This is a genomic window from Intrasporangium sp. (assembly GCF_032907665.1).
Lineage (GTDB): Bacteria > Actinomycetota > Actinomycetes > Actinomycetales > Dermatophilaceae > Intrasporangium.
Genome location: NZ_JAJJPG010000003.1, coordinates 65,941 through 77,762, shown reverse-complemented (window position 1 = coordinate 77,762; position 11,822 = coordinate 65,941). Strand labels below are relative to the sequence as shown.

General features: G+C 70.1%; 8 protein-coding genes. 2 read left to right on the top strand and 6 right to left on the bottom strand.

The features are described 5' to 3' along the window. The first annotated feature begins 285 nt into the window (after positions 1 to 285). Positions 286 to 1,335, top strand: coding sequence for a LuxR C-terminal-related transcriptional regulator (locus tag LOY02_RS01045; protein ID WP_317180453.1), 1,050 nt, complete (start codon positions 286 to 288; stop codon positions 1,333 to 1,335). A 133-nt stretch (positions 1,336 to 1,468) separates the two neighbouring features. Here the strand turns inward: LOY02_RS01045 and LOY02_RS01040 are convergent, their stop codons facing one another. The 4 genes from LOY02_RS01040 to LOY02_RS01025 form a co-directional block, all read right to left on the bottom strand. Further along, on the bottom strand, positions 1,469 to 2,527 hold the full coding sequence (locus tag LOY02_RS01040) for a serine hydrolase domain-containing protein (protein WP_317180452.1): 1,059 nt from the start codon (positions 2,525 to 2,527) through the stop codon (positions 1,469 to 1,471). Further along, entirely contained in the window at positions 2,524 to 3,054 is a 531-nt protein-coding gene (locus LOY02_RS01035) for a PadR family transcriptional regulator (protein WP_317180451.1), read from the bottom strand. Before LOY02_RS01035 ends, LOY02_RS01040 begins: the two co-directional genes overlap by 4 nt. Positions 3,055 to 3,685: 631 nt before the next feature. After that, positions 3,686 to 5,203 carry a protealysin inhibitor emfourin gene (locus LOY02_RS01030; RefSeq protein ID WP_317180450.1) on the bottom strand — a complete coding sequence of 506 codons (1,518 nt, stop codon included), beginning with the start codon at positions 5,201 to 5,203 and terminating at the stop codon, positions 3,686 to 3,688. 37 nt (positions 5,204 to 5,240) lie between these two features. Then, positions 5,241 to 7,217, bottom strand: coding sequence for a cadherin-like domain-containing protein (locus LOY02_RS01025; RefSeq protein ID WP_317180449.1), 1,977 nt, complete (start codon positions 7,215 to 7,217; stop codon positions 5,241 to 5,243). A 180-nt stretch (positions 7,218 to 7,397) separates the two neighbouring features. Between LOY02_RS01025 and LOY02_RS01020 the strand changes: the two genes are divergently transcribed. Continuing rightward, positions 7,398 to 10,310, top strand: coding sequence for a helix-turn-helix transcriptional regulator (locus LOY02_RS01020; protein WP_317180448.1), 2,913 nt, complete (start codon positions 7,398 to 7,400; stop codon positions 10,308 to 10,310). Positions 10,311 to 10,909: 599 nt separating this feature from the next. Here the strand turns inward: LOY02_RS01020 and LOY02_RS01015 are convergent. Continuing rightward, on the bottom strand, positions 10,910 to 11,107 hold the full coding sequence (locus LOY02_RS01015) for a hypothetical protein (protein WP_317180447.1): 198 nt from the start codon (positions 11,105 to 11,107) through the stop codon (positions 10,910 to 10,912). Positions 11,108 to 11,222: 115 nt separating this feature from the next. Beyond that, positions 11,223 to 11,822, bottom strand: a 600-nt coding sequence (locus LOY02_RS01010; protein WP_410505898.1) for a DUF721 domain-containing protein, incomplete at its 5' end; no start/stop codon positions are given.

Genomic DNA, 11,822 nt, shown 5'->3' with positions numbered 1-11,822 from the left:
GCGACGCCGGCAGCGACGCCGCGGCGTCTCACGTGTGTGTTGGGACTCATCCCCCCGTCCTACTGGCAAGGTCACTGGTCAGCCCGCGTCGGGCGCCGTCCCGCTCCTGCCATGACACCCACTGGCCATGTGCGGGACCCGGCTGAGCACGTGACCCAAGCCCAGCGGCATACGAGAAAAGGAATCGTCTGGGCAGCCGCCGCCGTGGCACGCTCGGGCCACGCCTCGGATGGGGCAGGGGTGACGGCGCGGCGTGCGTGGCCGTGCCGGGGCATGGGAGACGTGATGGATGCGACAGCTGAGCGACCTGATGTCACGGTCCCGCGCGCTGCGGGTCCTCTGACACTCGCGGCGGCCGGCGTGTCCGCGCTCGAGGAGTGCGCGCTCCGGACCCTGCTGCGTTGGGGGGAGCTGCGAATCAGTGACCTCTCCGCAGAGCTGGGCCTCACGGTCGACGAGGGCGACGACCTCGTCGACCGGATGGTGAGCGCTGGACTGGTCACCGCCAGTCCGCCGCCCACTCGCGTCGTCGCCGCGCTGCCACCGGAGCTCTCCGTGGGGCGTCGGCTGCGCGCGCACCAACGAGAGCTCGACCTCGCCCGTGAGTCCCTCATCCACCTCGTCGAGGCACACCGCGCCGCCATCCGCACGAGCACCGGAGCCGACCTCATCGAGATCGTGCGCGGTCGGTTCGCCATCCGGCAGCAGCTCCGGTCCCTCCAGGAGAACGCCGCCACGGAGATGCTGTGGCTGTGCCGCGCCGGCCAGGTGGCGATGTCCTCCGCGGAGAACACCGAGGAGATGGACGCGCTCGCCCGGGGCGTGCGTTACCGCGTCGTCTACGAGCGGGCCCTGCTCGAGGAGCCCGGCATGATCGACAGCGTGGAGCTCAGCACGGCTGCGGGCGAGCAGGCCAGGGCAGTCCAGGAGGTGCCGGTCCGCTTGGCGATCGCTGATCGCCGCGTCGCCATCTGTCCCCTCGTGCCGGTCGACCCAGGCGTGACCGAGCCGACTGCGGCCATCATCAAGGACAGCACGCTCCTGCAGGCTCTCCTCGCTCTCTTCGACCACGTCTGGGCGGGCGGAGTACCGCTGCACCCGGCCTGCAGCGACGAGGCCGGCCCGGCTGCCCACAACCGGTCAGGCCCGGTCACCGAGACCGAGCGACACCTGCTCTCGCTCGTCGCCGCCGGCCTGCCGGACAAGGCCATCGCGACGCGGTCGGGAGTGAGCGTGCGGACGGTCCGGCGGCGCGTGGCCGCGCTCATGGCGAGAGCGGACTGCAGGACGCGAATCGAGCTCGTCTGGCAGTCCGCCCGTCGCGGCTGGATCTGACCCCGAGACAGGGTCTCCGGGGGAGGCAACCCCACCCACTCACTGGTCGTACGGGTGTGTCTGCCACTGGGCAGTGCCGCGCTCACACGTCCTCCCCACCAGCCCATGCGGCTGCCCTCACCGGTCCGGACGGTTACGGCTGGAGCGTTGTCGTGATCCGAGCGAGCAGTGGGTACGGCAGGTGGCGTGGGGAGGTCTGGTTGACGGTGCCGGCGACGTAGAGGTCGATGTCGGGCGCGTGGTAGAGCACCGTGCCGAAGGACCCGGAATGACCGACCATGGCGGGCATTCGTGCCGGGAGCGTCTGCCAGCGCGGGAGTGTGAACCGCATGAGTCCTGTCCCGTAGCGCAGTGGACCGAAGTCGGTGGTGAGCCTTTTCCACTGCTCGGTCATCTCTGCGAGATAGGTCTTTGGAAACAGCTCGCCACTCATGAAGGCTCGGAGAAACCGCAGCTGGTCGGCCGTCGTCGAGACGATGCTTCCATCGGAAGGACCGGAGGCCAGGGTGGCTGGGATCTGGAGTCTCCGTCGTCTGCGCAGCACGGGTGTGACCTCGTCGTAGCGGTCGAGATTCTCCCGAGTGAGATGCCACGTGTGCTGCAGGTCGAAAGGACCCATGATGCGGCGCCGAACGCTGTCGACGAAGGACATGCCCGTGCACGTCTCGACGATTCGTCCGAGGATCTGGTAGTTGGTGTCGCTGTAGTGCGCCCGGCCAGAGGCGTCGGGGGTGAACGGGCTGGGCAGCTCGCGTGCTCGCTCCAGAAGTTCCTCGAAGCTCCAGAACCGATCGTCGGTCAGCATCTGCTCGGCCAGGGGGCTGCCGTCCGGACCGTGCTGTTCGTAGTAGTCCGGGATCCCGGAGGTCTGGGAAAGGAGCTGTCGGATCGTGATCACGGACGCGTAGTCGACACCATCGTGCACGACGAGCCCTCGCAGCAGCTCCGTGCCCAGGACGTCAGCCACCGGGTCCTCGAGACCGATCGCACCCTCATGACGCAACTGCATGATCACCGCGACGGTGAACAGCTTGGTGATGCTCGCGATGAAGTAGGGTTGCTCAGCGGCTCCGAATGTCCAGGCGAACCTCCTTCGAGGCTGCGAGACAGCGAAGCTCATCCTCGAGACGGCCGGCTTCGCGGCGTACCGTCCGGCGATCCGGTCCAGACGCGCGCTGATGCGGTCGATCATGACGTGTACGCATTCAGGCGCCTGAGGACGGATTCGATCCACTCGAGCTCCGTGCGTGCGTGGGCGATGCCATTCTCAAGCGTGGCCGTCCGCAACATCTGCGTGGTGCTGTGATTCTGGACGGGCGCTTCGACGGCCTCCAGCGACGCGAGTGTCCGGCTCACGTCGTTCCAGCGAGCCTCGAGCAACGCGACGATCCCGGGTATGGGGAGTCGGTCTGCAAAGAACACCCTGGCCAAGAACGGCTCCCGTGTCACCTCTGGGTCGAGAGGAGACTCGAGCCAGGCCTCGAGCGCCGCTTCCCCCGACAGAGTGATGTCGTGCAGGTGGAGGTTCGGACGGTCATCCTGGGCGACCGTGGTCCGGGAGGCCATCCCGTCCTCGACGAGGGCGTTCAAGGTGCGATAGATCTGCGACTGGTCCGCAGACCAGAAATGTCCCACGCTCGCATCGATGACCTTCTTCAGTTCGTAGCCGCTCATCGGGCGGATTGACAGGAGTCCCAAAATTGCGTGCCGTAATGACATCCATACAGGATGGCACATATAGTTGTGGCGTCCACTAGGCCTACCCCCCACCTGCTGGGGGCGCCCGCCCGGCGGTCGGCACGCCTGACGCGCTGGTCGGCGCCCCTCACGCACTGACCCGCCAGACGGGTCAGTGCGTGAGGGCCGCAGTCTCGGGGGTTGGAGCGCGACGCCCGGCGGGGGCGGCTCGATCTGACCTTCGGGCACGTCGTCCCGGGACGTGACAACCTCCCGCGCTACGCGCGAGTTCAGATTGGTGTGACTGCCACAGCGGTATCGCGCGATCACAGGGGAGACGCGATGGACGACGCGGAACGGACGGCCGACTTCACGGCGTACGTCGTGGCGCACGCAAGGAGTCGGCCGGCAGCCACGTCCTCGACGTCCTCGATCCCCCCGACCCGCCTCCTGACCTCGACCGCTCCTTGACGGTCGTGACGTCGAGTTCCGCAGGAGTGGCTCTTCAGCGGTGTGAGCTCGACGGATCCCGCGCCGTCGTCACAGACCCGACGGCGCCGCTCGATATCGATGGTGAACCGGTCGCCCCATACCTGCTGTCGGCGCACTGACGCGGCGACGCACCCTGCCACCGGGCACCCTGCGAGCCCAGCGGCATACGGCACCGTGGAGGTCAGCCGTCCTCGAGGGTGCGCTCGAAGAGCTGGTGGATCGCCTCGGGCAGGTGTGGCTCGGGGACGGTGACGTCGACGTGGACCTGCGCGCAGACGACGTCGTAGCAGAACGCGTCCGGGTGGGACTCTCCCGCCGTGGCGGCGATCTGCTGGAGCGTCGGTGCGGCAAGGAGGTGCTGCCAGTCCCGGGCGTCGCGCTCGGGCAGCTCGCCGATCCTCACGCGTCGCTCGCGCACCCGGCCCGCGAAACCGCCCGTCCGACGGATGAGGACCTCGGCGTCGACCCCGGGGACCTCGCCCTGGGCCGGCCCGCTCGGGGGACCGTGACGCTCCGCCGATCGGTCGTGCCCGGGTGTGGGGACCTCCCCCGGTGGCTGCACCCCCACCTCGCGCCAGGCGTCGCGGACCGCCGAGTGCTGCACGGAGCCGTAGCCGTGCAGGGCGGCGGCCGCGGTGGTGGTCAGCTCGGCGAAGGTCGCGAAGTCGCAGTCCGCGCGGATCCCCTCGCCGGTCAGCGCCGCGTGCCAGATCGCACCCGCGTCCGCCCACGCGGGCCCACCGATCGCGAGGGCCGCGAGGACGAAGGCCCGGTTGGGAATGCCGGAGTTGATGTGGACGCCGCCGAAGTCGCTCGTCGTCTCCACGTAGTCGTCCATGTGACCCGGCTGCGGGTCGGTCCCGAGAGTGGGGTCGTCGTAGGCCGTGCCGGGGTTGCGCATGTCGCGCAACGCCCGGCCCTGGACCGTCGGCAGGAGCAGCTCGGCCCCGACGAGCCAGTCGGCCTCGGCCGCCGTCTGGCCGAGCAGGTGCTGCTTGACGAGGACGCCGAAGACGTCGGAGACCGACTCGTTGATGGCGCCCGGCTGGCCCTGGTAGAGCAGGCCGGCCGTGTGCGCCGTGACCCCGTGGGCGAGCTCGTGGCCGATGACGTCGAGGGCCTTGGTGAACCGGTCGAAGATCACCCCGTCGCCGTCACCGAACACCATCTGGGTCCCGTCCCAGAAGGCGTTGTCGTAGCGCTCGCCGTAGTGGACGGTCGCGAGGAGCGCCATCCCCTTCCCGTCGAGGGAGTCCCTGCCGTATGCCGCTGACCACAGCTCCCAGGTCGCGCCCAGCCCGTCGTAGGCCTCGTCCACTGCGGGATCGCCCGTGGCCGGGTCGCCCTCCACGCGAACCGGCTCCCCCGGGGTGGTCCGGCGGCCCTTGGCATCGCCGATGGTCCGCTTCGGGCCGCGGCCGCCGGGAGAAGCGGGCTCGGGGGCTTCAGCGGGCTCGGTGGGCTGAGCAAGGGGCTCGGCGGGCTCCGTTGACGGCGTCTCGATGGGCGCGGACGGCCCCGGCTCTCCGGCGCCGCGCCGGGGCGTGACGACGGTGCCACCGGACCGACGCGACTGCCGGAAGTGCGCGTCGTGGGCGAGGGCCTCCCGTGCCGACCGGGCGACCTGTGGCTCGTCGCTTCGGGCCAGCGCCTCGAGGATGTAGGGCGGGATGATCGAGCACCTGGTCGCGTGGTCCATGGGCCCATCCTGCGCCAGTCCGCTGACACCCGCACGGTCACGAGTGCTCCCCCGAAGTGCACACGTCGTCGCTGCCCGAGAACGTCGTGCCGTCACGGAGCGCTCCCGTCAGGGTGGCACTCTCGGCACTTCGCTGGACCTCTCCGGTGTCGCGGATCAGCACGAACAGGTCATCGATCCCGTCCCCGTTCACGTCATCGACGACCGCCAGGTAATGGCGCCACAGGCGCATCACGGGCATGCCTTCGAGCTCGACCGTGGCGAGATCGATCTGTGCCCCGTCGATCCGGTCGTTGCCATGGACCAGCACCGGGATGGTCCCGAATCCGTTGACGAAGAGGCACGGCAACAGGATGTCGACCTCGACCTCGACCGCTCCGGTGTCCGCCGGATGGGCCACCCAGGAGAACTCCGCCGTCGCGGAGGCACCCGCTGGGTCGGTGACCGTGACCACGACCGCGTAGGGACTGGCAGCGTCCGCGCCTGCCTCGATGGTGCCGGTGACCTCGCCTGACCCCGCATCGAGCGCGAGGCCGGGAGGGAGCCCGTCAGCGGAGTAGGTGAGCGAGTCGCCGTCGGGGTCGCTGGCCTCCAGCAGCAGCGTGACGTCATCGCCCACGGTGCTCTCCTGATCCGGCACCGCTGCGATGGTGGGTGGGCTGTTGACCGGCTGGTGCACCGTGACCGAGACGGTGGCCTCCGCCAGCCCCCCCTTCCCGTCGGAGACCGTGTAGGTGAAGGCGTCGGACCCCGAGAAGGCCGGATCCGGGTCGTAGGTGACGTGGGTGCCATCGGTGCTCGCGGTCCCGTGCGTGGGTTGGGTCACGGCTTCGACACCGAGGGAGTCCCCGTCCGGGTCACTGTCGTTGGCGAGGACGTCGACGACGACCGGCACGCCGTGGTCGGTCTCCGCCGCGTCATCGACCGCCACCGGGTCGCCGTTGGTCGGACGCTCCAGCAGCTGGAACGAGTACGTGCCCACGCCGGTCACGGTCAGACCCTGCACCGTCAGCGTGTAGGTGCCCGTCTCGGGAAGGACCACCTCCTGGTCGGCGAAGATGACATTGAGCAGCTCGGTGCCATCCGGAGCCGTGAGGATCAGCCGCAGGCCACTCGTCGGGCCCGAGAGCGCATCGAGGACCACCGTCTGCCCCACCTGGCCCTCGAACGAGTACACGTCGACTGCCCCGGGCGACTCGATGTTGCCCGCCCCCGCACCCGGCACCCCGTCGGAGACCGTGTCCCCGAGCGCGATGGCGAACTCGTCCACGTCGGGCGGCACCGCCAGCAGCTGGAAGGAGTACGTGCCCACACCGGCCACGGCCAGACCCTGCACCGTCAGCGTGTACGTGCCGGTCTCGGGAAGGAGCACCTGCTGGTCGGTGTAGATGGCATTGAGCAGCTCCGTGCCATCCGGAGCCGTGAGGATCGACCGCAGACCACTCGTCGGGCCCGAGAGCGCATCGAGGACCACCGTCTGCCCCACCTGGCCCTCGAACGAGTACACGTCCACTGCGCCGGGCGACTCGATGTTGCCCGCTCCCGCATCCGGCACCCCGTCCGAGACCGTGTCCCCGAAGGCGATGGCGAAGTGCTGGGCGGGTGGCACGGCGAGCAGTCGGAACGAGTAGGTCCCGACCACGGTCGGCGACGTGCCGTACACCGTCAATGAGTAGGTTCCCGTCTCAGCCAGCTCCGCCGGCCGGTCGACGTAGGCGGTGTCGAAGACGACATCTCCACCCGGCCCCTCGAGACGCCAGCGGAAGGAGACGGTGGCGCCGACGAGAGCGTCGAGGATCACGGCATCCCCAGCGGTGGCCGCAAAGGTGTAGACGTCGACCGAACCCCCGGCTTCGAGATTGCCGGCTCCCGGAGCGGGCACCCCGTCGGAGACGGTGTCCCCGTAGGCGATCTCGAACGTGTCGACAGCCTGGGCAGACGCCGGTGCTGCAGAACCGGAGATGAGGACCGAGAAGGCCAGGACGGCGATCAACGGCATACGGGTCTTGGACATGAGTCGACCTCTCAGCGAGTCCACGCGGACTCCTCAGGGAATGAACGGCCTACGCCGACCCATGCGAAATTACGGCTAAGGGGGGTCCTCCCACATGGGGAGGATTCCTCATTGGGGAGCACCTGCGTCCGGTCCGACCTCTGGACCGGCACTTCGCCGGTCCGTACGCTGGAGAGTCAAATGGGGATCGTCTTGAACCCGCCGTCGGGGGGACTCCTGGGTCGCGACCGGGAGATGGCAGTTCTGCAACAGGGGCTGGAGGCGGCGCGAGACAGCAGCGCGACCGCACTGCTCGTTGCCGGTGATGCCGGCATCGGCAAGACCCGTCTGCTGACCGAACTCGTGTCGAGGTCTGACGAGCGCGCCCTGTGGGGCGGCTGCCTGCCGCTCGGCGAGCGGGGTGTCGCCTACCTGCCACTGATCGAGATGATCCGCTCCCTCGACGACGACGTCCGGGACACCCTTCCCCCCGTCCTCGAGGCGATCGCCCCCAGGGGTCGGCAGGTGGTGGGCGACGCAGGGGGCAGCCGGGCCCATCTGTTCCAGGCCGTCCTCGAACTGTTGGAGGACCTCGCCGCGAGCGCTCCGTTGATCGTGGTCGTCGAGGACCTGCACTGGGCTGACCGCTCGACCCTGGATCTCCTCGACTTCCTCATCGCCCTGCTGCGTGACCAGCGGATCCTCCTGCTGTGCTCGATCCGCACCGACGACCTGCCTCCCGACCACCCGCTGCGAACCGACGTCGCCGAGTGGTTGCGACGCCCCTCCGTCCGCTGGCTCGGTCTCGAGCCGCTCTCCCCGGAAGACGGCATGCGCCTCGTCGCTGCGCTCCTCGCGGAGCCGGAGATGACTCGGGAGCAGGCGATGCGGCTGGTGCAACGCGCGGACGGGAACCCCTTCCTCATCGAGGAGCTCGTCGCGGCAGGGTCGGGAGCGGTAGGAACTCCTGAGCGGATGCGGGATCTGCTGTTGCGGCGCACCCATGGACTGTCCGCGGACCTGACCCGGCTGCTGCGGATCGCGTCGGTCGCCGGGACGGAGATCGACGAGCGTCTGCTCAGCAAGGTCGCCGGCCTGACCCTCGCCGACACCCGAGCCCTGCTGCGCGCCGGCATCAGCGCGCAGCTGCTCGTCGTCGACGAGCGGGGGTGCCGGTTCCGGCACGCCTTGGTCGCCGAGGCCCTGCACGGCGACCTGCTGCCTGCCGAGCACCGGGAGTACCACGCCGCCTACGCGGATGCCCTGGTCGCCGGCGACGACCCGGTGCCAGCCGGTGCCCTGGCGTCCCACCAGGCCGAGGCAGGCCGCTCCCGGGAGGCCCTGACCGCGTGGGTGAGGGCAGCCGAGGCGGCGACGGGGCAGTATGCGTTCGCTGAGGCACAGCACGGATACCAGTCCGCCCTCGACCTGTGGCGCGAGGTCGAGGAGCCTGACGCTGCGGCCGGATTCAGCCATCTTGAGCTGCTGCGACGGCTCGGTGATGCAGCCTTCCTCGCCGGCGATCCCCACGTGGCCTGCTGGTCCGCGCGGGCCGCGCTCGACGAGGTCGACGAGGTCGACGATCCCGTCACGGCAGGGCTGATTCATCACCGGCTGGCCCGCTACGTCCGCAACACCGACGACTACGCAGACGCACTCGCCCTCCAGAAGCGGGCAGTCGAGCTGGTGCCGGAGTCGCCCTCGTCACCCGAGCGCGCCGAGGTGCTGGCCGGCCTGGCACTGATCCTCCAGTACGAGAACCGGTACCGCGAGGCACGGGACATCAGCGAGCAGGCCATCGAGGTCGCCGTCGAGACCGGAGCCAGGGAAGCGGAGACGCGCGCGCGGAACACCCTCGGAGAGACGATCTGCATCCTCGAGGACCTCGACCGTGGTCTGTCGGTGATCGGCGAGGCCCTGGAGCTCGCCCGTCAGACCGGCAACGCCCACGAACAGGCCCGGAGTCTGTGGAACATGCAGGCCAATCGGTTCTTCGGCGGGCGCCTCGCCGAGTTCGTCGACACGGCCGGGTCCACGATCGAGACCCTCCGCATCACGCAGCCGCACTGGATCCTCGACCACCTGGTCGACACCGCGGACGCCCTCCAGATGCTCGGACGATGGGACGAGGCGGATGCCGTCATCGCCACGGCTCGTCGCGAGTACCCGACGATGGCCGACCGCATCGGCATCCGGGAGCTCCTGGTGGCGCGGGGGCAGCTGGACGAGGCGCGTGCCCTGGTCGAGGCACAGACGCTGTCACTCGTCGGCTACGTGGGACCGGATGTCACCGGCCGGGTCCTCAACATGGTCCATCAGGCCGAGGTCGAGGTGGCGGAGGGCAACCCCTCACGGGCGATCGAGCTCATTGCGGGGGCCCTCGAGCTGTACCGAGACGTGGAGAAGCCGATCTACATCGGCCACGGTCTCGTCGTCGGGCTCAGGGCCGCGGCCGACCTGGCTCGATCGGCACGCCTGAGGAATCTCAGCGCTCAGGTGCACGAGGCCATGGAGGTCGGCGAGGCCTTCCATGGCCGGATGGCGGAGGTGATCTCGCGACCCGGCCCCGCCAACGGCTGGAAACGTGAGGTGGGGTGCCTCGCCGCCCAAGGAGACGCGGAGCTGGCCCGCCTCCACGGGCGCCGCGACCCCGCGGCGTGGATGCGCGCCGACGACTGCTGGACCGCCCTCTCGATGCCCTACCGGGCAGCCCGGTGCCGCTTCCGCTGGGCCGAGGACGCACTCGCCTCCGGGGTCGATCGCTCCGTGGTTGAGCCGGTCATCGAGGAGCTGCGCGAGTACCTCCAACATCTGGGCGCCAAGCCCCTCCTCGATGATGTCGTGGCCCTGGCGCGGCGCGCCCGCATCGACGGCGACCACCGCACGTCATTCCTGCCCTACGGGCTGACCGGGAGAGAGCGGGAGGTCCTCGCGCAGGTGGCGTCGGGGGCGACCAATCGTCAGATCGCGGAAGCGTTGTACATCAGCGAGAAGACGGCCAGCGTGCACGTCTCCAACATCCTGCGCAAGCTGACGGCCTCGAACCGGAGCGAAGCGGCTGCGAAGGCGGTCAAGGAAGGCTTGGTCGGTTTCGCCGATCCGCCACCTCGCTGACGTCCGACCGGGAGGTATGCGCAGTTGTCGGGTCCCGCAGGTGACCCGCCAGCGCAGCAGGATCGCAGCCGACCCCACGCTGGTCACGGTCCCGTAGCCCACGAGGGCACCGTCGCCGACGAGCAGGCCGAACCACCCCCAGCACACGGCCTCTGCCAGCCCCAGACCCCAGGTGGCGGGCGATACCCCCGCAGGCGCCGCATGGCGGTAGACGGCCGAGACCTCAGGCAGGAGCTGGATGGCAGGGGTGACCACGAGAGCAACGGCCAGGCCAGTGGGACCGGCCGCGAGGAACACCGCGGCCAGCACGCACGCATAGCCCACCGTCGCCGTGGCCCAGCGATGCCCGCACCCGATCCGTGCCAGGACCGCGATGAGGGCCCCGTAGGTGACGACCGCGAGTGCCGGGGCCACGGCGGGTGTCCACAGTCGGTGAGTGGTGAAGTAGCAGATCCACGCGGAGTTGGTCACCACTCCGAAGCCCGCCCAGGTCGGCGAGACGCCTCTGGGGTCCCCGGCGACGACGAGGCGCCGGAGCTGGGGCAGGAGGAACACGGCCGCGAGGCCGGTACCGGCCACGGCCAGCAGAGTGGTGAGCGTCAACGATCTCTCCACCGGGCGCGGAACCGCGCAGCCGGGCCGGCAGTGATCCGCCACCGCGGCGAGCGGACCCGCTTCGGGGCCCGGCCGGCCGCGCCGGTGACGTCCTCGAGCGCCATGAGCGCGGCGCTGGCGCAGCAGAACGGGAGCAGCTCCCACGTCGTCTGCTGACGTCGATCTCTGGCCATGTCCCCCATGCCTGACCTCCCTCTCGAGACAGGTCGAAGCTACGAGTAAGGGCGTGGCCCCCACATCAGGCGTTCTCCCTAGTGGCGGGTGGCCCGGTCAGCCCCCGGAGGTCAGCACTCGAGGTCAGCCGTAGGTGTCGCGGGGCCCGCGGGAGTCAGGGGAGCGGTGCCGACCACGGGACCAGGACGGCGCACCCGGCCCGAGGACCTTGAGCTGGGTCACCGCGCCGCCTCCGATCTCCTCCTCGACCCGGGCCAGGACCGACGACGCGAGGAGCTTCGTCTGGGTCGCCCACGCCGTCGAGTCGGCGCGCACCGTGAGGACCCCGTCCGTGAAGGCCACCGGCTCGACATGCGCCGCGATGTCGGGGCCGACGATCTCCGACCAGCGCCCCATGATGGACCCGACCGCGACGTCGAGCGACCAGCCGCGGTCGACGAGGAGGCGGTCGAGCTGGTCCCCGAGCAGGGCCGGGTCACGACCGTCCCGACCGGCACCGGACCGCGCCTCCTGCGAGTCCCCGGCGCGTGGCCGCCTCCGGGGCTTCATCCCGGGCCGCAGCCCCTTCGTGCGGGCGGCCGCTCGGGCCCGAGCGAGCGCAGCAGCTGCGGCCTCGGCAATCCGGCCCTCGTACCCTTCCCCGGCCGGGACGACCCCGGGACCGGCTGCCTCGGGTGCCATCGCCTCGGGTGCCACCGGGTCGGGAGCCACCGGGTCGGGAGC

Coding starts and splice junctions, on each gene's coding strand:
- LOY02_RS01045 (WP_317180453.1), top strand. CDS start 286: ATGGATGCGACAGCTGAGCGACCTGATGTCACGGTCCCGCGCGCTGCG.
- LOY02_RS01040 (WP_317180452.1), bottom strand. CDS start 2,527: ATGATCGACCGCATCAGCGCGCGTCTGGACCGGATCGCCGGACGGTAC.
- LOY02_RS01035 (WP_317180451.1), bottom strand. CDS start 3,054: ATGTCATTACGGCACGCAATTTTGGGACTCCTGTCAATCCGCCCGATG.
- LOY02_RS01030 (WP_317180450.1), bottom strand. CDS start 5,203: ATGGACCACGCGACCAGGTGCTCGATCATCCCGCCCTACATCCTCGAG.
- LOY02_RS01025 (WP_317180449.1), bottom strand. CDS start 7,217: ATGTCCAAGACCCGTATGCCGTTGATCGCCGTCCTGGCCTTCTCGGTC.
- LOY02_RS01020 (WP_317180448.1), top strand. CDS start 7,398: ATGGGGATCGTCTTGAACCCGCCGTCGGGGGGACTCCTGGGTCGCGAC.
- LOY02_RS01015 (WP_317180447.1), bottom strand. CDS start 11,107: ATGGGGGACATGGCCAGAGATCGACGTCAGCAGACGACGTGGGAGCTG.